Genomic DNA, 23,304 nt, shown 5'->3' with positions numbered 1-23,304 from the left:
AGCGTAGCGCAGCACACCAGGAAATCCGTTGCAGCCGGGCTGATCATCGGTTTATCGTCCGCGCCATGCTTCCCGAGGTGAACACTGAAGAAGAGTGGGACGCCGTCGTCCCGGACGACACGGTCGTGCGGCCCGGCGCGGAGGACCTCTGCGCCCGCCTCGGGCTCGCCGGAGCGCCGCTGACCCGCTACTCCGCGGGCTCGCAGCCGGTCTACGCCGTCGGCGCCGACCACGTCCTCAAGCTGTACCCCGGCGTCGACGCACAGGACGGCGTCCGGGAGGGCCACGTCCTGGGCCACCTCGCGGGCCGACTGCCGCTCCGCACCCCTCAGGTGCACGCCACCGGTGCGTACGAACACGGCTGGCGGTACGTCCTGATGTCCCAACTCTCCGGCGAGGACCTGGCAGTTGCCTGGCCGCGCATCCCGGTCGCCGACCGCGAACACCTCGTGACGGAGGCGGGCGAGGCGCTCGCCGCACTGCACGCGCTCGACCCCGCGCCGCTCGCCGCGTACCTCGGCCCCGGCGACTGGCACGACTTCCTGGCCCGCCAGCGGGCGGGCGCCGTCGAGCGGCAGCGCAGCCGTGGCCTCCCCGAGGAGTGGATCGCGCAGATCCCCGCATTCCTCGACACGGTCGAGCTGCCCGCGGACCCCCGGCGAGTCCTGCTGCACACCGAGTTCATGCGCCAGCACCTCCTGGTCGACCCGCGGACCTGGCGGCTCACCGGCCTCCTCGACTTCGAGCCCGCCATGATCGGCGACCCGGCGTACGACCTGGTCGCCGTCGGACTCTTCGTCACCCGCGGCGAGCCGGGCCTGATGGCCCGCTTCCAGAAGGCGTACGGCCGTACCTTCGACCCGCGCCAACTCCTCGCGTACGCCCTGCTGCACGTCTACTCGAACTTCACCTGGTACTTCCGCGAGCTGCCCGTACCCGACGGGCAGACGTGGGACTCGGTGGCCCAGGCGTGGTTCGCAGCCGACTGAGACCTTCCGGGAGCGCCCCGGGGCACCCCGGGACACGCCGCAGAGGTGGGCGTCTTTGTTGACACCTGTCCGCGGCCGCGCCTGGCTCGCACACCGTGGAAGCGCCCGCGGACACATTCCATCCGATCCGAAACCATTCGAACGCAGCAGTGGGGGCGAAGCGGGGTCGCGGCAGGCGCTCACGGAGCACAACGAGGCGCGCGCACCGCGCGGGCCGCAGCGGTAAGGGACGGGATATTTCGAACACGCGGTGCGCAGCAAGGCTGATTTCCGCCAGATCGGACAGCCCGCGGGACCTCTCCCGGGCGCGCGGGCACTATGCAGGGGCGCACTCCGGGCGGGAAGCGCCGGGCGGTGTGATCAGGAGGTTTCAACACCCCACTCCGTCTTGATGTCAAGAGGTGTACGCGTAAAGATCCGCCCCGCCGGCCCCGCACGCCCCCCGCAGACCACCCACAGCGCACGGAAGGGCCGAATTCCGCTCCGGCGCCGGGTCCGGACAACCGGCGCTCAAGTTGAGTCAGGTCGTGGGCAGTTGCATCGTTATTGACGATCGGACATGGGCATATAGGCCCCAGCACAGAGCAGAACACCGCACCGCACGTTGAAACCTGGACTCCAGGGGGATTTCCCATGACCGTTGCTTCGGAACACCGGCTGGTTCAGCAGTTGCCCCACGTTCCCTTCTACTGCCCGGTGCCGCCCGCCGCGCATCCGGCGGCCGGGGTGCTGAACGAGCTGACAGTCGACTGGATGCTCCGACAGCACCTCGACGCCGAAGAGGAACAACGACGGCGCCTCGCCCTGTGTGACTTCGGCGGCCTCACCGCCGCGACCATGCCCTACGGCAGACTCGCCCCGCTCGCCCTGATGGCGAAGTTCCACGCCGTACTCTTCTCGCTGGACGACGGCGTCTGCGACGAGGCCCGGCCCACCGCGGGCCAGCTGGCCCGGGAGACCGCCCGAATAATGCGTGCCGTCGAAGCGCCCGGCGTTCTGGCGACCGGCGAGTCGCGACACGTCGCGGCACTGCGCGAGCTCAGGATCGAACTGGAGAGGTACGCCACGCCGCGCCAGCTGCGCCGTTGGGTCGACGCCATGCGCGTCTACACCTCCGGACTCGTCTGGGAGGCGGAGTGCCGCCGCAGTCCCGGACAGCCTTCCCTGAACGATTACGTCACCCTGTGGATGCGGGCCATCGGCATGGCGCCGTCCACGGCGATGATGGAGATCGTCGCCGGTTACTCGGTGCCCGACGAGGACATGGAGGACCCCCGGGTGCGGGCCCTCACCGAGATCACCTGGACCCTTGTGAGCTGGGACAACGACCTCTACTCGCGCAACAAGGAACTGCTGCGCGCCGATGACGACCTCAACCTCATCGACGTACTCCGCCACGAACTGGGCTGCGGCCCCGAGCAGGCCCTGGAGCAGGCGGTCGCGATGCGCGACCGCGTCATGGTGCTGTTCTTGCGGCTGCGCGAGCAGGTGCTCCGCGAGGGAGGCGCCGAACTGCGCCGTTACGTACACGACTTGGGCCAGTTCGTGCGCGGCCACCTCGACTGGGCGGCGCGCTGCCCGCGCTACACCGTCCCGCCGCCCCCCGGGGCCGTCGCGCAACCGGTGAGCTGGTGGAAGCACCGGCCGGCCGACGACAGCGGAGAGCCGCTGCCGCTGCCGACGATCGCCTGGTGGTGGGACCAGCTGGACTCCGGCGGAGCCGCCCTGCGACACGCCGCGTGAGCGCACCGCAGGACCGACCCGACACGCCGCGCCAGCAGCAGGGCGCTCCGGACTAGTAGCCGCGCCAGCAGCAGGGCGCTCCGGATTAGTAGCCGCGCCACCAGGTCGCCACCCGGCGCCACAGCCGTACCGGTGCGGAACCCCGCCGCTGGGCCGGGATGGTGGCCGCCGGAGGCGCGGTCGCGGGCGCCGGAGGCACAGGGCCGGGCTGCGGTACGGAGGGGGCGGCCGCCGGCAGGGGCCCGGCAGCGGCCGGAGCGGGCGCCGCCGGGCCGGTCGAGCCGACCTGCCAGTCCTGGCGCGGCGCACCGCGCGGCGTCGGCGTGGCGGGACCGGTGATCTCCTGCGGCGGGCGCGGCGCGAACGACACCGGAAGCTCGATCAGGTGACGGGACATCAGTGAGCTGCGCCACCTCAACTCGCTCTCCTCCACGGCGAGTTGAATGTCCGGCAGACGCATCAGCAGCGCGTCGACCCCGGTGTCGGCGATGGCGCGCCCGATGTCCTGCCCCGGGCACTCGTGTGGCCCGCCGCTGAACGCGAGGTGGGCGCGGTTTCCCTGCATCGAGGCCGACGGGTCGGGGCGTACCACCGGGTCGACATTGGCCGCGGCCATGCCGACGATCAGCGCGTCACCCGCCCTGATCTTCTGCCCGCCGAGCTCGGAGTCCCCGGCCGCCCACCGGCCGAGGATCGTGGTGAACGGCGGCTCGTCCCACAGCGTCTGCTCCACCGCCTCCGGCAGCGTCATGTGACCGCCGCTGAGCTGGGCGCGGAACCGCGGGTCGGTGAGGACCATGCGCAGTACGTTGGCGATCAGGTTGGCCGTCGTCTCGTACGCGGCGATCAGCACCAGCCGCAGGTGCTGCGCGGCCTCGTCGTCGGAGAACCCGGCGTGGTGCTCCACGATCCAGGTCGCGAAGTCCTCCTCCGGCTGGGCCCGGCGGCGGGCCACCAGGCGGCCCAGCGCCCCCATCACGTACTCGTTGCTGGCGATCGCGGTCTCGGTGCCCTTGATCATGTCGCGGGCGGCCTGCACCAGCCGCTCGTTGTACTCCTCGGGCATGCCGAGGATCTGGCACATCACCATCATCGGCAGGTGCTCGGCGAACCGGCTCACCAGGTCGGCGCGCCCGTCGCGGCAGAAGTCGTTGACCAGCCGGTTACTGAACCGGTTGATGAAGCGCCGCACCCCCCGGTGGTCGATGCGGGCGATGGAGTCGGTGACCGCGCCGCGCTGCCGCTCGTGCTCCGCGCCGTCCGCGAAGACACAGACGGCCTGGTACGCGAAGACCGGAGCGAGGGGGTTGTTCATGGTGACGGTGCCGTCCTGCAGCAGCCGCCAGCGCCGCGAGTCCCGGGAGTACAGCGACGGCGTGCGCGTCATGTGCAGGTTCTCGCTGTGGCCGAGCACCAGCCAGGCGGGGACGTCCCCGTTGATCAGGACGGGTGCGACGGGGCCGTGTTCGGCGCGCAGCTTCTCGTACAGACCCATCGGGTCCTTCTCGTGCGCGGGCCCGTACAGCCGGCGCAGCCCGCCGGGGCCGATCTCGCCGATCTCATGGGCCCCGGCGCCCATGGCGTGGGCGGGGCATTCGGGGGGCGGGACGGGGGAGGGGTCGAAGGGGGAGGTCACGGCAACTCCTGGAAGCGAAAGGGAAGTTGAGGAGGTGGAGAGGCGGCTCAGGACCGCTGGAGGGCGAGCGAGTGCAGATAGTGCATGAGCGTCATCAGCACGTCGCGGCTGGACGCCCGCTGCCGGGCGTCGCAGTGCACCATCGGCACCTCGTCGGGCAGGTCCAGCGCGTGCCGCAGGGCCTCCATCGGGTGGCCGGGGGCGTCCGGGAAGGTGTTCACGGCGACCACGAACGGCACCCCGCGCTCCTCCAGCCGCCCGATCACGTCGAAGCTGACCTCCAGCCGGCGGGTGTCCACGAGGACGACCGCACCGAGCGCCCCCTCGAACAGCCCGTTCCACAGGAACCAGAAGCGCTCCTGGCCCGGCGTGCCGAACAGATAGAGGATCAGCTGCTCGCTGATGCTGATCCGGCCGAAGTCCATGGCGACGGTCGTGGCGGTCTTGCCCTCGATCCGCGAGTTGTCGTCCACACCGATACTGGCCTGGGTCATGGTCTCTTCGGTGGTCAGCGGGCGGATCTCGGACACCGAGCCGACCATGGTGGTCTTCCCGACGCCGAAGCCGCCGACGATCACCACCTTGACCGCGGCGGTGGCCGTGCTCGGCAGTACGTCCTCGGTCCGGGGGCCCGTGATGGTGTCAGAGCCGTTGAAGTCCATGCATCACCGCTTCGAGGAGGGACCGGTCGGGGAGTACGGCGCGGACGATGGGCGCACGCGATTCGACCAGTTCGGTAGCGAGGAGGTCGGTCAGCAGCGAGGTGACCACGCTGAACGGGAGGCGCAGGTACGCGGAGATCTCCGCAACCGACAGCGGGGCCCGGCACAGCCGCAGAATCGCGGCCTGCTCGGGCTGCACCGTGGGTGACGGGGTGGAACAGGCGACGACCATGGTGACCAGGTCGAGCGCGGCTCGTTCCCCGCCGTCAGGGCCGCCGGTGATCACGTACAGCCGTTCCGGGTCCCCCTTCGCCGACGCACCGTCGGGGGAGGGGGCGGACAGCTTCTCTCGGCGTTCGCGGCGGGGGTGCTTCATCCGCTGTGCCCGTCGTGCCGGGGCGGACTGGTCAGGTGCGCTCCGATCCGTACGACCAGATCGCGCATCCGGGCACCCACCAGACCTGCGTCCACCGTCTCGTCGGCGAGCACCGCGAGATACGCGCCCGCGCCCGCCGCCATCAGATAGAAGAACCCGCCGTCGACCTCGATGACGACCAGTCTCATCCGCCCGTCGCTGTCCGGGATCTCGGCGGCGACCGCCGATGCCAGGCTCTGCAGCCCGGCGCAGGCCGCCGCCAGCCGGTCGGCGACGTCGGGGTCGCCGCCGTGCCTGGCGATCCGCAGACCGTCCGCCGAGAGGACCACGATCTGGTAGATCTGCGGCACCCCGGTGGCCAGGTCCTTGAGAATCCAGTCCAAATTGGCCCGCTGCTGGATCACTTCAGATCTCCTTTGTCCCACGTGTCGTCGGCTGATTGGCCGGCCTGCTGCGAGGGCGGGCCGTCCGCCTCGGCCGGCGGATCCAGCGGCACTCCGTTGGCCGCCTTGGTGAATGCTTCGAGCCAGATGCCCGGCTCGGGTTCTTCCTTGACCGGCTGACCGGCCGCCGCCGCTCGGGCAGCTGCTGCTGCCGCCGCCTCGGCGGCGGCCTGGCGCTCCTGCGCCGGAAGGTTGTGGGAGCCGAGGGGCGCACGGCCCCGGCTGCGGCGCTGCGGCAGCCCGTTCTCGGTCCATTCCGTGACCACGGGGACGTCATCCTCCATGACCGACCTCGGTACGGAGACCGGGCCCGGTGCGGGCGGCGGGGTCGGCGTCGGGATCGGGGTCGCCGCCGGAGGCTTCGGTGCGGCCGGGCGGGGCTTGCGCTGCGGCACCCGGGCCTCCTCGGGGGACATTCCCTGGCTGGTTCCGCCGCGCGGCACGGCTGAGGCGCCGATGCCGTGGGCGATGCCGGGGGCGGGACCGGTGGTGACGATCTCGCGGGGCACGATCAGGACCGCCCGCACCCCGCCGTAGGCGGACTGCCGCAGCGACACCTGGAGGTTGTACATCTGGGACAGCCGGCCGACAACGGCCATGCCGAGGCGGGGGGTGTCGCCGAGCGCGTTGAGGTCGATGCCGGCCTGGGCCTGCGCGAGCATGTTCTCGGCCCGTCCGCGGGCCTCCTCGCTGAGGCTGACGCCGCCGTCCTCGATCTCGATGGCGATGCCGGTCTGCACCTCGACCGCGGTGACGTGCACGCGGGTCTGCGGCGGCGAGTAGCGGGTGGCGTTGTCCAGCAGCTCGGCACAGGCGTGGATGAGCGGCTCGACGGCGGTGCCGATGATGGCGACCTTGGCGATCGAGTGCAGGTCGACGCGCCGGTACTCCAGGATCCGCGACATGGCGCCGCGCAGCACGCTGAACAGCGGTACGGGACGCGGCCATTGACGCGACGGGCGGGCGCCGCCGAGCACCGAGATGGAGTCGGCGAGACGGCCGATCAGGGCCGTGCCGTGGTCGATCCGCAGCAGGTCGTCGAAGACCTCCGGGTTGCGCCCGTGGTCCTCCTCCATCTGCCGCAGCTCACTGGCCTGCTGGTGCACGATGGCCTGCACCCGGCGGGCGATGTTGACGAACGCGCGCTGCGCGGACTCCCGTCGGGCCTCTTCGAGGTCGATGATGTCGAGCACCGTACGGAGCAACTCGCGCTGTGCGTACGGCAGATCGCGGTAGCGCTCGTCGGCGTCGACGACGTCCCGGATCACCTCGGCGGGCGACTCGCCCGACCGCAGCCGCCGGATCGCGGCCGGCATCAGTTCCTTGGCCAGCCGCACCGTCTCGTCGTCGTGCTCGGCGAGCCGCCGCTCCAGCGTGGCGGTCCGCCGGGCGTGCTCCGCCCTCGTGTGGTGCAACAGCCGCCCGCGGCGCGCGATTTCGGCGGTGAGGGCGGCGACGACCACGGTCGCCACGACACCCGCCCAGACGACGGGTATCCGGGCGGACTCGCTGACGGCGAACGCGGCGGCGGCCGTCGCCCCGACCGTCAGGACGACGGCCAGGACGATCGGCCGGACAAGACGGGGCTCCTGCTGACGTGTCTGTCGTGCCTGGTGTGCTGCCTGACGTGGGGGGGAATCAACCCGAACCATGGAGAGCCTCTGGCGGTAATTGGGGGACGATTTCAAACAAGTGCGACCTAGGGGAACAAGTGGATGAATTCACATCAACTCGGCTTGTTGCGCAGCGAGCTTAGCCCGGCGGGATCAGCGCGTCGGCCGGTTCCTTCAACCCCCTGCACCGATCGTCGTCCCAGGCATACACTCACCGACTTTGTACGTTCGGCGCTCGGTTGTGCACGACGAGTCACCGAATGGAAGGAATATGCCGCAAGCGCAGGACAGTGACCGGTGGGGCTTGATAACGCGAACCGGCCTGCCCGCCCCGAAGGGCGAACAGGCCGGAAACAAAAGGCTGCTGGCGGGGGCCCGGCTACTCTCCTCGCGTCAGCATCGGCAGCAGGAGCGCCGCCGACCAGCTGAAGTTGGGGGAGTTCAGGGGCGCCCCGGTCGTCGGGTCGTAGTTCTCCATGATCGGACCGTTGCCGCTCAGACCGCCCGCACGGGCGACGAGCCGGCCCATCAGCACGTCCGCGTCCCGGCCGTACCCGTACCGCCGCAGTCCGCCCTGCGCGAAGTACGCCTGGTCGAGCCAGACCGGACCGCGCCAGTACCGGGTCGGCGCGAAATACGGCGAACTCTTCGACACCGTCGGGAACGGCACCGCCGTCGCGAACTCCGCCGGGTCCACCAGCTTCCCGCGCACCGCCCCCGCCTGCGCCTTCGACGCCGATCCGCTCCACAGCGGGACGGCGCCCTCGATGCCCCGCCCCCGTGCGGTCAGCAGCCCCCGGCCGCCCAGCGCCTTGTCGTAGAACCACCCCGACGCAGGGTCGTACATCTGCTCGCGCACCGCGGTGTGCGTCGCCCGGGACCGCTCAGTCCACCGCTTCGCCTCGCCGGACTTCCCGAGCTCACCCGCGATCTTCGCCAAGTAGCCCTGGTCGGCGGCCAGATAGGAGTTCAGGTCGACCGACTCCTGGTTGACGGAGTAGCCCACCACCTTCCCGTCCGGGCCGGTGTTGGGGAGCACCGCCGTCCCCAGCTCCTTGTCGAAGCGCGGCGCGTTGTCCATGCCGCTCTCCCAGGCCGCCGCGAGCCGCTGGTCCTCGGGCGTCGCGTTCAGCGGGTCGACACTCGCCCCGTACTCGGCGAGACCGTTGCGGTCGTGGTCCCGGTTGCGGTACCACCACGCCTGGTACGCCGTCAGCTTCGGGTACATCTCGCGCAGGAACCGAATGTCCCCCGACCTGGTGAACACCTCCCACACCGACCAGGCGGCCAGCGGCGGCTTCGAGTTGCGCTCGTTCCAGTTGCCGCCGCCCTGCGAGGTGTCGTTGTAGAAGATCGCGTCGGGGATCATCCCGGCGTCCTGCGGGCGCCGCACCGAGTCCGCCCGTATCTGGTGGTCGAACATCGACCGGATCTGCTCCTGTGCCAGCGCGGGCTCGAAGCGGGCCGTGCCGACCGCCTGCTTCCAGGTGTCCCAGGACCACACCCCGCCCGCGAACCACTTGTACGAGAGGGACGGCGTGATGCCGTCGTGCTCGATGCTCCCCGCCGCACCGCGCCAGTTGGTGACCAGCGTTTCGAGTGACTTCACGGCCGTGCGCCGCTGCTCCTTGGGCACCCCGCGCGTCACCGAGTCGACATAACGACGCCACCGGGCGTCCCCGGAGCGGGCCGCCGCATCGGGGCGCGTGAGAGCGGACCGTACCGCGGCGGCGTCCCGTGCACGCTCGGCGGCGGTGAAGGTGTACGACTCGGACCAGTCGAAGGAGTGACTGCCTCCGGGCCGCAGGGTGACGGGCGCGGCGGCCTCCGTCCGGTACGTGTCGCCGTCGACGGTCGTGCGGACCGGCTCGCGGTGGGTGATCTCGAAGCGCTCGGTGCCGTCGGTGAGGTACTCCCAGGTCTCCCGGACCTTGGCGAAGTCGACGTCCACGCCGCGCGCGGTCGCCCTCAGCGCGGGCGCGTCCTTCATCGGGGCCTCGGCCGGCCGCAGCAGCGACCCGGTCCAGCCCGCGCCGAGCGTACGGCTCTCCCGCCCGGTGTTGCGGACCTGGGCCCGCACCAGCGCCGTGCGCTGCGAGGAGAAGCGGAGCTCCAGCGTCAGGCGCAGGCCGCGCCCGAGATCGTACGACTGGAGCAGCCGTCCAGGCTGCGAGGTGAAGCGCGGCGGGCCGCCCGCCGCCAGGTCCAACGGACGTCCCGAATCGGTGAGTCGGATCCGGCTGAAAGCCTTGCTCAACCACCACGGGTACTCCTGCGCGAGGTACAGCGGACCGGTGAAACCGCCGTACGCGGCCGTGTCCCCGTCCTTCGGGAGCGCGTACGCGTGCCAGGCGCCCCGGTCCGCGAAGACGTTCACCGGGTTGTTGTCGCCGCCGACACCGGGCAGGGCGACGGTGGGGGAGCCGTGCCGGTCCAGCACGTCCGCGTAGTCGATGTGCCCTGCGCCGGGACGGTCGGCGGCCGGTCCGGGTGGCGCCGAGGAGGCGGGGACGGCGGTGAGCCCGGCGACGAGCGTGCCGGAGAGCAGGGCCACCGCGAGGGCGCGGGAACGAGAATTCATGATCACCTTTCTGTGGCGTCCGACAGGGCGCTGTCGGTTCTGACGACGGCCGCGCCGAGCGGCCCGAGCCGGATCCGGTCCCGGACCCGCTCGCCCGTGAGCAGGTCCGTGCCGGGCAGCGCCGAGAGCTCGGTTTCCTGCTGGGTGTGGTTGAGGACGAAGAGGTACGGGCCACGCTGCACGGCCTCCACGCCGTCGGGCATCGGCCCGCCGAGCACCGGCAGCACCTCGGCCTCGGTCAGCGCCCCGTCGAGCACGGTGGCGATGCCCGCGCCCAGGTGGCAGCTCACGTACCGGGCGCTGCCCCTGCCGTACCGGTGGCGGGTGACCGCGGGCCGACCGGCCAGTACGCCAGATGTGTACGAGGCGAGGGTGTCCGCCCCCTCGGGCACCACCCACTCGCTCCACAGCGTGGCTTCGGCGGCGACCGCCCCGACCTGCACGGACTCCCCGACCCGCACCGATTCCCCGACCCGCACCGGCTCTTCGACCCGCACCGACTCCCCGTCCGGTACCGGCCAGAACTCGTCGACGACCACCCCGAGCGCCTGCCGCAGCGGGCCCGGCGCGCCGCCGTCGTGCAGCTGGTCGTGCTCGTCGACGATCCCGGAGAACGGTCCGCACACCAGATGCCCGCCCGCGTGCACATACGCCGCGATCCGCTCCGCGTGCGCGGTGCGCAGCAGATAGAGGTTCGGGGCCAGGACGACGCGGTACGGGGAGAGATCGGCGTGCGGCGGTACGAAGTCCACGGTGACGCCGCGCGCGTGCAGGGCCGCGTACCAGGGGCGGAGCAGATCGGGCCAGCGCATCCGCTCCGAGGGGTGGTCGGTGCCCTCCAGCGCCCACCAGGACTCCCAGTCCAGGACGATCCCGGTCCGGGCGGTGATCCGGGCGCCCGCCACCTCGGCGAGCCGCCCCAGTTCCGCCCCGAAACGCACGGTCTCCTGCCAGCCGCGCGAGGCGGTGCCCCGGTGCGGCAGCATCGCACTGTGGAACTTCTCCGCGCCCGCCCTCGACTGCCGCCACTGGAAGTACATGACCCCGTCGGCGCCCCTGGCCAGCGCCTGGAACGACCAAAGGCGTTGCAGACCAGGGGGTTTGGGGACGTTGACCGGCCGCCAGCTCACCGCCGAAGGAGCCTGTTCGAGCAGCAGCCACGGTCTGCCGCCCTTGAGGGAACGCATCAGGTCGTAGTTCATCGCGGCGGTGACATGGGACAGCGGATCGGCGGGATCGGGGTAGGCGTCGTCGGAGACGATGTCCTCGTGCTGCGCCCATTCCCAGTAGTCCAGGGACTCCATCATCGACATGAAGTTGGTGGTGGCGGGGACGTCGGGGGACAGCTCGCGCAGGATGGAACGCTCGCTGCGGTGCAGCTTGAGCAGGGCGTACGAGCAGAACCGCCGCCAGTCCAGGACCTGCGTGGGATTCACCGGACCCGGCGCGGTGCGCGGCGGCTCGATCTCGGCGAAGGAGGTGTAGTGCTGGGACCAGAAGGCCGTGCCCCAGGCGTGGTTGAGGCCTTCGAGCGTGGTGTAGCGGTCCCGCAGCCACTGCCGGAAGTGGGCAGCCGAGCGCGGGCAGAAGCACTCGGTGATGTGGTCGCCGTACTCGTTGTGGATGTGCCAGAGCGCGAGTGCCCGATGGTCGCCGTACCGCTCGGCCAGTTTGCGGACCAGACGCAGAGCGGCCGTACGGTACGTGGGCGAGGACGGGCAGTAGTGCTGCCGCGAGCCGAATTCCAGACGTACGCCGTCGGCGGTCACGGGCAGGACCTCCGGATCCGCGCGCACCAGCCAGGCGGGCGGGGACGCGGTCGCGGTGGCCAGGTCGACGGCGATCCCCTGGGAGGCGAGGAGATCGAGCAACCGGTCCAGCCACTCGAACTCCCACCGCTCCAGGCCGGGTTGCAGCTTCGCCCACGAAAAGACCCCGACCGTCACCATGGTGACGCCGGCCTCCCGCATCAGCTTGACGTCCTCGGCCCAGGTCTCCTCGGGCCACTGCTCGGGGTGGTAGTCCCCGCCGTACTGGATGCCTTCGGGAAAGGGACGGGTCACTGCTTCACCGCCCCGCCGAGCAGCCCGGACACGAACTGCCGCTGGAAGCACAGGAAGAGGAGCATCAGCGGCAGTGTCGCGAGCAGCGAGCCGAGCATCAGCCCGGAATGGTCGACACGGGAGAGCCCCGTCAGGGTGTTGAGCGCCACGGGCACGGTGTACTTGTCCTCCGAGTTCAGCATGAGCAGCGGCCAGATGAAACTGTTCCACGCACTCATGAAGGTGAAGATGACCAGTGCTCCCAACTGCGGCCGCACACACGGCAGTACGACCGTGTAGAAGGTGCGCAGCTCGCCGGATCCGTCGATCCGCGCCGATTCGATGAGCTCGTCGGGGAAGTCGAGGAAGCCCTGCCGCATCAGCAGGATGCCGAACGGGCCGGCCAGGAACGGCAGGACCACCGCCTGGTAGGAGTTGACCCAGCCCAGGCTCGCCATCATCTGGAACAGCGGGACCAGCAGCACCTGGAACGGGATCATCATCGTCGCCAGGATCACCCCGAGCAGCAGCCCCCGCCCGCGGAACCGGAACTTCGCCAGCCCGTACCCGCACATCGCGGAGACCAGCGTGCTCAGAGCGGTGTGCACCAGGGCGATGCCCACGCTGTTGAGCATGACCCGACTGAAGCCGATGGTCTCCTCCAACCGGGCCAGATTGTCGCGGAGTTGACCTCCGGGCAGGAAGGGTGGAGGGGAGCGGAAGAGGTCCGAGGTGGAGTGGGTGGACGCGATCGCCATCCACAGGAACGGCACCAGACTGATCGCCGCGCCCACCACCAGGACCAGAGCGACGGCGATGCCGGCCAACCGCCGCGCGGGGCTCTTGCGTCCGACCAGGGGAGTCTGAAGGGTGACCGTGCTCATCGGCGCTTCTCCCGTCCGAACAGGAAGTACTGGGCGGTCGAAAGCAGCGCGATGATCACTACGACGGCCCAGGCGATCGCCGCCGCGTAACCGAAGTCGAGCTGCTCGAAGCCGGTCTTGTAGAGGTAGACCACCGGGGAGAGGGTCGCGTTGTCGGGGCCGCCCCGGGTCAACACGTAGTTCTCGTCGAAGAGTTGCAGCGTGCCGATGGTGGAGGTGACCGCGCAGAACAGGATCACCGGCCGCAGCTGCGGCACGATCACCCTGCGGTACGTGGCGACGGTCCCGGCGCCGTCCAGCGAGGCCGCCTCGTACTGCTCCTTGCCGATGGCCTGGAGTCCGGCGAGCAGGATCACCGCGTTGTAGCCCGTCCACCGCCAGGTGAGCGAGGCGATGAGCGAAATCCGGGCCCAGGTGGGGTCGTTGAGCCAGTCGACAGGGGTGAGGCCGAACACGGAAAGGAACTGGTTGGCCAGCCCGCCGTCCGTCTTCAGCAGCACCTGGAAGACGACGGCGTACGCGACGAGGGTGGTCACGGCGGGCAGGAAGTAGACGGCCCGCCAGGTGCCGCGCAGACGCAGCCAGGACTGGTTGAGGATGCCCGCCAGGACCAGCGCGAGCGCCACCATCACGGGGACCTGGACGAGGAGGATCAGCCCGACGTTGAGCAGGGACTCCAGGAACGCCGGGTCGGCGAGCATCCGTTGGTACTGCTGGAACCCCACCCACACCGGGGTGCCGTCGCGTTCCGCGGTGAAGCTCGTCCAGAGGCTCGCGCCCAGCGGGTACGCGAAGAAGACGGCGAACAGGACGGCGGCCGGGCCCGCGAACAGCCAGGGGACGATCCGGTGGCGCTGCCTTCGACGCCTTCGTTTCACGGGCGGGGGTGTGGGTACCACGGCGCGGGCGGGCGGGAGCGTACCCGGGGCCCCTGGGGTGCCCGGGGTGCCCGCAGTGCCCGGGGTGCTGGTGGGTGTGGCCATGGCCCGCTCAGCCCGCGATCCGCGGGCGGCCGGTGCCCGCGGCGATCTGCGCGGCGGCGGAGTCCAGCGCCTGCTTCGGGTCCTTGCCGCGCAGCAGGATGCCGGTGATCGTCGAGTTCATGATCTCGGTCGCCTTGGCGCCGTCCTTGGTGTACTCGACCGGAGGCGTCGTCGGCGCGAGATCGGCGAACACCTTGAGCGCGCTCTGCCCGCCGAAGTACTCCTGCGGGCCGCTCATGTACGGGTCGGCGAGCGCGGGCCGGTACGCGGGGAAGAGGCCCTCCTGCTTCAGCATCGAGATCTGGTGGGGAACGCTCGCGAGAAGGAACTCGACGAAGGCCCAGGCGAGTTCGGGGTTCTTGCTCTGGGCGGGGACGGTGAGCACCGACCCGCCGCTGTTCGAGGTGCGCACACCGCCTGGGGCGAACGCGGGCAGCGGCAGCACCCCGAACCTCCCCTTCAGCTCGGGCATCTCGGCGGTGAGCGTGCCCATCCACCAGGCGGCGGTCGGGGTGGTGGCGGCTTTGCCCTGCTTCGTGCCGGTGACCAGCCCGTCCCACTGCTTCTGGTAGTCGACCAGCCCCTTGTCGGCGAGCGTCTTGAGCAGCGTGGCCGCCCGCAGCGCCTCGGGCGTGTCGACGGCGACCCTGCCGTCCTTGTAGAGGTGCTGGCCCTGCTGCTGGAGCAGCATCGCGAAGGTGGAGTCCTCCACCGGGTCGAGGATCAGCATCTTGTGCCCCGTGCGCTTCTTCAGCTGCTCGCCCGCCTGCACGAAGTCGTCCCAGGTGGCGAGCGATTCGGCCCTGATCCCGGCCTGTCGGAAGTAGTCCCGCCGGTAGAACAGTCCGCACGGGCCGATGTCCCACGGCAGGGCGACGATTTTGCCCTGCGGGTTCACCACGGTCTTCCACGCGGCCTTGTCGAAGTCCTTCTCGTACGCACCGGCCGGCTTGGTCAGATCGTAGAAGCCCTGCGGGAAGGTCCCCATGTACGTGGCCATGCGCGGGCCCTCGACGGTCAGCACGTCCGCCAGCCCGCTGCCCCCCTTCAGGCCGACGGTGATCTTGTCGTAGGCGCTGTCGTAGCCGATGTCGGTGACCTTGACGGTGGTCCCCGGGTGCTTCTGCTGGAAGCCCTTCGCCAGCCGCTGCATCGCCTTGGCCGCGACGTCCCAGGACCAGACGGTGATCGACCCCTTGAGCCCCTTGCCGTCGCCCTTCTTCACCTCCGGGGCCGGTCCGCCCTTGCCCCCGGCACCCCCGGTGGCGCAGCCGCCGAGTGCGGCCGTGGCTCCCGCCGCCAGAGTGGATGCCAGAACTGCGCGTCGTCCAGGTCGAGTTGACACCCTTGTCTCCTGCCGTCGGAATGCCTAATGCTGTATACAGAACACTGAATGACGCCTCGCTGCGTCAAGAGGTCGTACGTCAACTGCCCCTGAAAAACCCGGAGTCGGTCCGGGTTCTTCACCGCACGCGGAAGGCGCGGCATGACCCCACCCGAGCAGTCACCCGTCCACCCGTACATCCCGAACTCCGTCCCCGCCGTGCGGCGGGCGATGCTGGACGCCATCGGCGCCGACGGCGTCCAGGACTTCTACGCCGACATCCCCGGGGAGCTACGGCTCCGCCGCCCCCTGAACCTGCCCGAGCCGCTGCGTTCGGAAGCGCAACTGGTGCGCCACATGGAGGAGTTGCTGCGACGCAACACCCCCGCATCGCGCACGCTGAGCTTCCTCGGCGGCGGCTGCTACCCGCACCACGTACCGGCCGTCGTCGACGAGGTGATGGGACGAGCCGAATTCCTCACCGCGTACGCCGGTGAGCCGTACGAGGACCACGGCCGCTTCCAGACGATGTGGGAGTACCAGTCGCTGATGGCCGAGCTTCTCGACGTCGACGTCGTCAACGTCCCCGTCTACGACGGCTTCCAGGCCGCGGGCACCGCCCTGCGCATGGCGGGCCGCGTCACCGGCCTGCGCAGACTGCTGATCAGCGGAGACGTCGACCCCGACAAGATCTCCAAGATCCGTGACTACGTCCGCCCCGACCACGAGGTGGTCCTGGTCCCCGCCGACCCGGCGACCGGGCGCGCGGACCTCGACGCCGTACAGGCAGCCCTGGCCGGAGGTGATGTGGCGGCCCTGTACGCGGAGTCCCCGACCCGCCTCGGCCTGATCGACGAGTCCCTGCCCGACCTGGCGCAACTCGCCCACGACGCAGGCGCGTTGTACGTCGTCGGCTGCAACCCGATGACCCTCGGGGTGCTGGCCCCGCCCTCCTCGTACGGCGCCGACCTCACCTGCGGCGACATCCAGCCGCTCGGCATCCGGATGAGCTACGGCGGCGGCAACGCGGGCTTCATCGGCGCGAACGACGAGGAACGCCTCGTCGCGGAGTACCCCACCCGGCTCTTCGGGCTCGTCCCCACCGACGTCGAAGGCGAGTACGGCTTCGGCGACGTCGCGTACGCGCGCACCTCCTTCGCCGTGCGCGAGGAGGGCAAGGAGTGGGTCGGCACCGCCGCCGCCCTGCACGGCATCGGCGCGGGCGTGTACCTCGCCCTCATGGGACCCCAGGGCATGCAGGACATCGGCGAGACGATCCTCGCCCACACGGCGTACGCGAAACAGCGCCTGGCCCGCATCCCCGGCGTGCGGATCCCGCACGCCGACGGCCTTCACTTCGCCGACTTCCCGGTCCGCTACCCGGGTGGCCGTCCGGTCTCCGAGATCCACGCCGACCTGCTGGAACGCGGCATCTTCGGCGGCATCCAACTCGGCGGCGCCCAAGCCCTGTTCTGCGTCACCGAAGTCCACACCAAGGCCGACATCGACGAACTGGCCCAAGCCCTGGAGGAGATCGTCAAGTGAGCGCCCACCCCGCCGCAGGACCGGTCGCCCCCGAGGACGCCCGGATCGCCGAAAAACCCGCACTGCGCCGCTTCCACCAGGCCTCCTGGGACGAGAAGCTCATCTTCGAACTCGGCTCCCCCGGCGAGCGCGGCATCCTCGTGCCCGCCGTCGACCCGGAGATCACCGAAGCCGTCGGTACGGTCGACATCCCGGCCGCGCTGCGCCGCCGCACCCCGCCCGCACTCCCCGAGATCGGCCAGCAGCAGGTCCTGCGCCACTACCTCAGGCTCTCCCAGGAAACCCTCGGCGCCGACCTCAACGTCGATGTGGGGCAAGGCACGTGCACCATGAAGTACAGCCCCAAGGTCAACGACCGCTTCGTGACGGACGAACGCATCGCAGGCCTGCACCCCCGCCAGGACGAGTCCACCGTGCAAGGGGTCCTCGCGGTCCTGCACCGGCTCGAAGGCCTCCTCGCCGAGATCTCCGGCATGGACAGGGTCTCGCTCCAGCCAGGCGCGGGCTCCGCCGCCATCTACACCAACGTCACCATGATCCGCGGCTACTTCGCCGACCGCGGCGAGGCGGACACCCGGGACGAGATCATCACCACGATCTTCTCCCACCCCTCCAACGCGGCCTGCGCCAAGACCGCCGGGTTCAAGGTCATCACCCTCCACCCGGACGCCGACGGCTACCCCGACATCGAGGCCCTGCGCGCCGCCGTCGGCCCGCGCACCGCCGCCCTCCTCATCACCAACCCCGAGGACACCGGGATCTACAACCCGCGCATCGTGGAGTTCGTCCGCGTCGTCCACGAGGCGGGCGGCCTCGCCGCGTACGACCAGGCCAACGCCAACGGCATCCTCGGCATCACCAGGGCCCGCGAGGCGGGCTTCGACCTGTGCCACTTCAACCTGCACAAGACGTTCTCCACCCCGCACGCCTGCGGCGGTCCGGCGGCGGGAGCCTGCGCGGTGACGGCGGCACTCGCCCCGTATCTCCCGCGCCCCACCGTCGAGTTCGACGCCGAGCGCGAGCGCTACTGGCTGGACGAGGACCGCCCGCACTCCGTCGGCAAGATCCGCCCGTACCACGGCGTCGTCCCCAACCTCGTCCGCGCGTACGCCTGGATCATGTCGATGGGCGCGGACGGCCTGCGCGAGGTCGCCGAGACCGCCGTCCTCAACAACAACTACCTCCTGCACAAGGTGCAGCAGATCCGCGGCGTCACCGTCCCGTACGCCGCCGGCCGCCCGCGCGTCGAGCAAGTCCGCTACAGCTGGGAGCAGCTCCACGCCGACACCGGCATCCACAGCGAGCAACTGGGCGTCCGCGCGGCCGACTTCGCCACCCACTACTGGACCAGCCACCACCCGTACGTCGTCCCCGAACCCATGACCCTGGAGCCCACCGAGTCGTACTCCATGGCTGATCTGGACGAGTACGCGGCGATCCTCGCCGAAGTGGCACGCGAGGCGTACGAGGACCCGGAGACGGTACGCGCCGCCCCGCACCGCTCCACCATCCACCGGGTCCGCCCGGAAGCCCTGGACGACCCCGCCGTCTGGTCCCCGAGCTGGCGCACCTACCGGCGCAAGGTGCTGGGCGCCGCGGACGCCACGTGATCCGCCTCGGCCTCGTGGTCAACCCGGTCGCCGGTCTCGGCGGCCGGGTCGGCCTGGGCGGCAGCGACGGCAGGGACACCCAGTGCCGGGCCCTGACACTGGGCGCGGTGCCGCACGCGGGGGAGCGGGCGACGGCCGCACTCCGTGAACTCACGGCAAGAGGCGGTGAGTTCGAGCTGCTCACCGCCTCCGGGGCGATGGGGGACGAGGCGGCGCGTGGGGCGGGGCTGCGGAGCCGGGTCGTGGACCGTGCCGTTCCCGCACCTGTACGCGTGTGGCGACCGGGCGGGACCGGCGCGAGTGACACCGTCGCTGCCGTACGTGCGCTGGCCGCACACGGCGTCGATCTGCTCCTCTTCGCCGGAGGCGACGGCACGGCCCGCGACGTGCTCACCGCACTGGGCGAGGGGAGCACGCAGCCCGTGCTCGGCATCCCGACGGGGGTCAAGATGCACTCGGCGGTCTTCGCCGTGAACCCGCGTGCGGCGGGTGAGGTCGCAGCCGCCTGGCTCGCCCCGCACGGCCGCCCGGAGCTCCGGGGCGCCGAGGTCATGGACCGCGACGAGGAACAGCTCCGCAAGGGCCGGCTGAGCTCCCGCCTCTACGGCTGGCTGCCGGTCCCGTACGTCCCCGTACGCGTCCAGCAGCGCAAGGCGGGCAGCACGGCTGCTTCCCCGGAAGCGGTGGGAGGCATGGCCGCCGAACTGGCCTCCCGCCTGTCACCGGAGGACCTGCTGATCCTGGGGCCCGGGACCACCACCCGGATGGTGGCGGCGGCGCTGGGGGCGGACACTCCGCTGACGGGGGTGAGCGCTCTGGCCCGTGTGGGGGCGAGTGCTCTGACCTGTGCGGAGGTGAGCGCTCTGGCCCGTGCGGACGCGAGTGCCCTGACCTGTGCGGACGCGAGTGCTCTGACCTGTGCGGGGGTGAGCGCTCTGGCCCGTGTGGACGCGGCGGGTCTTTCCGGCCGGGTGGGCGGGTGTGGGGTGGTGGGGTGCCCGGGTTCCGCTGCGCGGGCTGCGGGGCCGGAGACGGGGCCGGGGCCGGGGTCTGGGTCTGGGTCGCGGGCCGGTTCGTGCGGGTGCGGCGTGGCTGGTCGCGCAGTTCCCCGCGCCCCTGGGGTGTTCCCCGCAGCCTCCTCCCTGCTGCGTAGCCCCCGTGGGCGCCGGGACCACTCCTCGGCCGCCACCGGCCGCACCACGCCCTCGTACCGTCCCGTCGCCACCCACCTCGACTCCGCCGCCCTCCTCGCCCTCGCCCACCGCCACCCCCTCGTCATCGCCCTGTCGCCGATCGGAGGCCAAGGCTTTCTCCTCGGTCGGGGCAACCAGCAAATCTCCCCCGAGCTCCTGAGGGCCGTCGGCCCCGACAAGCTCCTCGTTCTCGCCACCGAGGCCAAACTCGCGGCCCTGCACGGCCGCCCCCTCCTCGTCGACACCGGCGACGACGACCTCGACGCCGCCCTCGCGGGCTACGTCACGGTCCTCACCGGAAGAGGCCGCACCGCCTTGTACCGGCTCACCCACTGATCCCTCCCGCACTGATCCCTCCCGCCCGAAGGAGCACCATGATCGACCTCACGGACAAGCGCGCCCTCGTCACTGGCGGCGGTGCGGGCATCGGCCGCGCCACCGCCCTGCTCCTCGCCGAGCTCGGCGCCCGCGTCGTCGTCGCCGACATCGACACCGAGGCGGGCGAGTCCACCGCCAGGGAGGCGGGCGGCATCTTCGTACGGTGCGACGTCTCGCAACGTACCGACTGCGAGAAGGTTGTACGGACCGCGCGCGACCAACTCGGCGGCGTGGACGTCCTGTTCAACAACGCGGGCATCATCCGAAGGTCCACCGTCTGCGAGATCAGCGACGACGACTGGGACCTCGTCATGGCCGTCAACATCCGCTCCGTCCTGCTGATGTCGCGCCTCGTCATCCCCGGCATGGCGGCCCGGGGCGGCGGCTCGATCATCAACACCGGCTCGGGGTGGGGCATTTCGGGTGGATCGCGCGCCGTCTCGTACTGCGCGTCCAAGGGGGCCGTCGTCAACATGACCCGCGCCATGGCCATCGACCACGGCCCCGACCTCGTCCGCGTCAACTGCGTCTGCCCCGGCGACACCGCCACCGGCATGCTCGCCGAGGAAGCACGCCAACTCGGCGAATGCGCCGACGCGTTCTATGAGGACGCCGCCGACCGCCCGCTCGGCCGGATAGGCCGGCCCCGCGACATCGCCCAGACCGTCGCCTTCCTCGCCTCCGACGCGTCCGCGTTCATCAGCGGCGCGATCATCCCGGTCGACGGCGGCGGCACCGCATAGCGGCGTAGCCGGGGTCCACGCGCAGGCCACCCGGGGTACGGCCGTACCCCGGGCGACCGATAATCTGAGCCGAACGAGGGAAGGGCCGCCGTCATGCCGATCGAGAACCGCCCACTGCGCGAGCAGGTCAAGGAAGAGCTGATCAGACGGCTCGGACGCGGCACGATCCCGACCGACGAATCCATCAACGAGGGCCGCCTCGCCACCGAACTCGGCGTCAGCCGCACCCCGCTCCGCGAAGCCCTGATCTCGCTGGAACGCGAGGGCATCATCACCAGCGAACGCGGCAAGGGCTTCCGCTTCGCACCGCTGAGCGCCCAGGAGTTCCGCGATCTCACTACCATCGTCGCGACCCTGGAGTCCCTCGCCCTCGAATCCACGGATCCGGTCCAACTGGCGGAACTCGCACCGAAGTTGCTCGAAGAGGCCCGCGCCTTCTCGGCCCCGCAGGCACCGCACGACGTCATCGAGCGGTACGACGACGCCTGGCACGCCCTGCTGCTCTCCGGCTGCCCCAATGACAGGCTGATGGGTCTGATCGCCTCGCTCAAACTGACCATGCACCGCTACGAACAGGTCGCCCTCGGCGACCAGGACGTGCTGGAACGGTCGGCGGAGGAGCACGAGCGGATCGCCGAACACCTGATGAGCGGCGACGTGCCGAACGCGGTGCGGGCACTCAAGGAGAACTGGAACAGCGGCATGGACCGCATCCTCGAACGCCTCACGGACTGACCCGCCCCGCACGCCTCACGGACTGACCCGCGCAGCACGCCTCGCGACCCGACCGGCCACGAATGCGTCACGGACTGACCCGCCCCGCACTCCTCACGCGCGGAAGCGGGCCCGGGTGGCCCGGACCCGCTTCCCGAAGCTTCGGCCGAAGGCCGCCGGATCAGGCGATCGACGCCGAAATGATCGCCGCCACCGCGATGTTGCAGGAAGCCGTCACCCACACCGCCGGGTGCGGCTCCTGCTCCACCAGTGTCTTGCCCAGCTTGCCCGGCGTCACCACGTCGACCACCCAGAACGCCACCGCCATCATCACCAGGCCGAGCACACCGAACGCGGCCGTCGACGCCAGACCCTTGCCGAAGTCGTTGTACGTCGTCCAGATCGACGTGAAGACGATCCCGCCGATACCCAGCAGCGCCGAGCTGAGCAGCACCGCACAGTTGCGGTTGCGCTGCTCCCAGATCTGTCGGCCGAGCTTGCCCGGAGTCAGCGCGTCCACCAGGAAAATGCCGAGGGTCAGGAGGACGACGCCGAGGGCGCCGTAGGCGGAGGCACGGCCAATTCCGTTGACGATGTCTTCCATTGCGAAGTCAGTCCCCGTGGTGAGGCGTACCTCGGGGGCACGCGTGTTAAAGGAGACGCAAAACCTATCGCACGTGTGCCGTGGAGCAGCAAGGGACCTGTCGGCCGAACCGGAGGCGTACAGCGCCTGAATCAGGACACAGTCTGCGGATGCCCACAACTCACTCCACGGCCGGGGGCGTTGGGGCGTTCCCGGCTGTCACTATGGGGCCGTCTCGCCCGAGGGGGTGAGCGTGACCACAGGGGGGCCTGTATGCGTACGAAGCAGTGGGGGAGATCGCGGAGAGCCGTCGCGGGGGCGGGGCTCGCGGCCGGAGCGCTCGTGCTCTCCCTGACGGGAGCGCAGCCGGGGGCAGCTCAGGTCCACGATGCCGGGCCGCAGCTGAACGTACAGAAGACCACCGGGCTGCGGGACGGCGACATCGCGACCTTCCGGATCACCGGCGGGCCCGCCAAGCAGTACGTGTGGGTCATGATGTGCGCCGCAGGGGCGTCGGAGGCGACCTGTGACGACGACACCCGGCGGCAGTTCCGGGTGCTTCCGGACGGCACGTACCGCGAGTCGCCGAAGAAGCTCTACGCGCAGCTGGAGACCCCGTCGGGCAAGGTCGACTGCCGGACCGCCGCCAGCCCGTGCGAGCTGGCGATGCTAGACAGCAGCGGCACGCGGGTGCTGACCTCAACACCCATGAAATTCAAGGCGGATGCCCTCCTGGAGGCCGCGCCGACCTTCAGGATCACGCCGAACCGGAAACTGCTGCACGAGCAGACCGTCACCGTCACCGGGCGCGGCTACGAACCGCAGTACCACTTCGCCGTGCTCCAGTGCGTCGCCGGGGCGCTCGCCTACGCCGACTGCAGGACCAGCTCGCGCCCGCCTGCCACCGACGACAAGGGCCGCCTCCAGCGCCAGGTCACCGCACGGGTCGGCTTCCGCACCCAGGGCGGCCGGGACGTCGACTGCCGGCCCAGGGGGGCCTGCGAGCTGGTCGCCTTCGCCTCGCGGGTGCGCGGCCCCGAGAGCGTACGGCAGACCCTGCGCTTCGACGCGGGGCAGCCGCTGCCGGCCCCGACGGAGCCGTAACGGCGCGGATCGACACGGGCATCGAAACGGGCAGGGGGAAGGGCGGGGGGGGGCGGGGGGGCGGGGGGGCGGGGCGCCGGCGCGCCCGCCCAGGACCCGGAGGTCGGCTGAGGGGGAGGGTCGGTGGTGGGGGGGGTGGGGGGGGGCCGGGCGCCGGC

General features: G+C 70.9%; 19 protein-coding genes. 8 read left to right on the top strand and 11 right to left on the bottom strand.

Features of this window, described 5'->3' with window-relative positions; genetic code table 11:
- The first annotated feature begins 65 nt into the window (after window positions 1-65).
- Both AB0D18_RS39130 and AB0D18_RS39125 read left to right on the top strand, forming a co-directional pair.
- Entirely contained in the window at window positions 66-989 is a 924-nt protein-coding gene (locus tag AB0D18_RS39130; RefSeq protein ID WP_362430310.1) for an aminoglycoside 3'-phosphotransferase/choline kinase family protein, read from the top strand.
- 633 nt (window positions 990-1,622) lie between these two features.
- Entirely contained in the window at window positions 1,623-2,732 is a 1,110-nt protein-coding gene (locus AB0D18_RS39125) for a terpene synthase family protein (protein ID WP_362430308.1), read from the top strand.
- An 85-nt stretch (window positions 2,733-2,817) separates the two neighbouring features.
- On the opposite strand, the gene AB0D18_RS39120 is transcribed toward AB0D18_RS39125, so the two are convergent.
- From AB0D18_RS39120 to AB0D18_RS39075, 10 genes are all read right to left on the bottom strand, one after another.
- On the bottom strand, window positions 2,818-4,368 hold the full coding sequence (locus AB0D18_RS39120; protein ID WP_362430306.1) for a cytochrome P450: 1,551 nt from the start codon (window positions 4,366-4,368) through the stop codon (window positions 2,818-2,820).
- A gap of 47 nt (window positions 4,369-4,415) precedes the next feature.
- The gene (locus tag AB0D18_RS39115; protein WP_362430304.1) at window positions 4,416-5,030 is read right to left on the bottom strand and encodes an ATP/GTP-binding protein; all 615 of its coding nucleotides are present in this window, start codon (window positions 5,028-5,030) and stop codon (window positions 4,416-4,418) included.
- On the bottom strand, window positions 5,011-5,406 hold the full coding sequence (locus tag AB0D18_RS39110; RefSeq protein ID WP_362430301.1) for a DUF742 domain-containing protein: 396 nt from the start codon (window positions 5,404-5,406) through the stop codon (window positions 5,011-5,013). Before AB0D18_RS39110 ends, AB0D18_RS39115 begins: the two co-directional genes overlap by 20 nt.
- On the bottom strand, window positions 5,403-5,810 hold the full coding sequence (locus AB0D18_RS39105) for a roadblock/LC7 domain-containing protein (protein ID WP_362430298.1): 408 nt from the start codon (window positions 5,808-5,810) through the stop codon (window positions 5,403-5,405). The genes AB0D18_RS39110 and AB0D18_RS39105 overlap by 4 nt, the downstream gene beginning before the upstream one ends.
- Window positions 5,807-7,501, bottom strand: coding sequence for an ATP-binding protein (locus AB0D18_RS39100; protein WP_362430295.1), 1,695 nt, complete (start codon window positions 7,499-7,501; stop codon window positions 5,807-5,809). Before AB0D18_RS39100 ends, AB0D18_RS39105 begins: the two co-directional genes overlap by 4 nt.
- A gap of 340 nt (window positions 7,502-7,841) precedes the next feature.
- Entirely contained in the window at window positions 7,842-10,043 is a 2,202-nt protein-coding gene (locus AB0D18_RS39095) for a trehalase family glycosidase (protein ID WP_362430292.1), read from the bottom strand.
- A gap of 2 nt (window positions 10,044-10,045) precedes the next feature.
- The gene (locus tag AB0D18_RS39090; protein ID WP_362430290.1) at window positions 10,046-12,106 is read right to left on the bottom strand and encodes a beta-galactosidase; all 2,061 of its coding nucleotides are present in this window, start codon (window positions 12,104-12,106) and stop codon (window positions 10,046-10,048) included.
- Window positions 12,103-12,969 carry a carbohydrate ABC transporter permease gene (locus tag AB0D18_RS39085; RefSeq protein ID WP_362430288.1) on the bottom strand — a complete coding sequence of 289 codons (867 nt, stop codon included), beginning with the start codon at window positions 12,967-12,969 and terminating at the stop codon, window positions 12,103-12,105. Before AB0D18_RS39085 ends, AB0D18_RS39090 begins: the two co-directional genes overlap by 4 nt.
- The gene (locus AB0D18_RS39080; RefSeq protein WP_362430285.1) at window positions 12,966-13,847 is read right to left on the bottom strand and encodes a sugar ABC transporter permease; all 882 of its coding nucleotides are present in this window, start codon (window positions 13,845-13,847) and stop codon (window positions 12,966-12,968) included. The genes AB0D18_RS39085 and AB0D18_RS39080 overlap by 4 nt, the downstream gene beginning before the upstream one ends.
- Window positions 13,848-13,959: 112 nt before the next feature.
- Window positions 13,960-15,297, bottom strand: a complete 1,338-nt coding sequence (locus AB0D18_RS39075) for a sugar ABC transporter substrate-binding protein (protein WP_362430282.1) — start codon at window positions 15,295-15,297, stop codon at window positions 13,960-13,962.
- A 141-nt stretch (window positions 15,298-15,438) separates the two neighbouring features.
- Between AB0D18_RS39075 and gcvPA the strand changes: the two genes are divergently transcribed.
- The 5 genes from gcvPA to AB0D18_RS39050 all read left to right on the top strand — a co-directional run bounded on the left by gcvPA (window position 15,439) and on the right by AB0D18_RS39050 (window position 21,480).
- Entirely contained in the window at window positions 15,439-16,821 is a 1,383-nt protein-coding gene (gene gcvPA / locus AB0D18_RS39070) for an aminomethyl-transferring glycine dehydrogenase subunit GcvPA (protein WP_362430279.1), read from the top strand.
- Complete coding sequence (gcvPB, locus tag AB0D18_RS39065) at window positions 16,818-18,431, top strand: aminomethyl-transferring glycine dehydrogenase subunit GcvPB (RefSeq protein ID WP_362430276.1); 1,614 nt, start codon at window positions 16,818-16,820, stop codon at window positions 18,429-18,431. Before gcvPA ends, gcvPB begins: the two co-directional genes overlap by 4 nt.
- Window positions 18,428-19,960 carry an NAD(+)/NADH kinase gene (locus tag AB0D18_RS39060; protein ID WP_362430273.1) on the top strand — a complete coding sequence of 511 codons (1,533 nt, stop codon included), beginning with the start codon at window positions 18,428-18,430 and terminating at the stop codon, window positions 19,958-19,960. The genes gcvPB and AB0D18_RS39060 overlap by 4 nt, the downstream gene beginning before the upstream one ends.
- A 38-nt stretch (window positions 19,961-19,998) precedes the next feature.
- Window positions 19,999-20,745: an SDR family oxidoreductase gene (locus AB0D18_RS39055; protein ID WP_362430271.1), complete on the top strand. Its 747-nt coding sequence runs from the start codon at window positions 19,999-20,001 to the stop codon at window positions 20,743-20,745.
- A 93-nt stretch (window positions 20,746-20,838) separates the two neighbouring features.
- Window positions 20,839-21,480: a GntR family transcriptional regulator gene (locus AB0D18_RS39050; protein WP_362430268.1), complete on the top strand. Its 642-nt coding sequence runs from the start codon at window positions 20,839-20,841 to the stop codon at window positions 21,478-21,480.
- 160 nt (window positions 21,481-21,640) lie between these two features.
- Here AB0D18_RS39050 and AB0D18_RS39045 read toward each other — a convergent pair whose 3' ends face one another.
- Window positions 21,641-22,063: a DUF350 domain-containing protein gene (locus tag AB0D18_RS39045; RefSeq protein WP_362430265.1), complete on the bottom strand. Its 423-nt coding sequence runs from the start codon at window positions 22,061-22,063 to the stop codon at window positions 21,641-21,643.
- A gap of 252 nt (window positions 22,064-22,315) precedes the next feature.
- Here AB0D18_RS39045 and AB0D18_RS39040 point away from each other — a divergent pair, with 252 nt between their 5' ends.
- Entirely contained in the window at window positions 22,316-23,146 is an 831-nt protein-coding gene (locus AB0D18_RS39040; protein WP_362430262.1) for a neocarzinostatin apoprotein domain-containing protein, read from the top strand.
- Window positions 23,147-23,304 lie beyond the last annotated feature (158 nt).

Origin of the sequence: Streptomyces sp. NPDC048442 (assembly GCF_040651475.1) — a bacterium.
Taxonomy (GTDB): Bacteria; Actinomycetota; Actinomycetes; order Streptomycetales; family Streptomycetaceae; genus Streptomyces.
The sequence above is the reverse complement of the archived record's forward strand: the minus strand, read 5'-3'. Positions and strand labels throughout refer to the sequence as shown.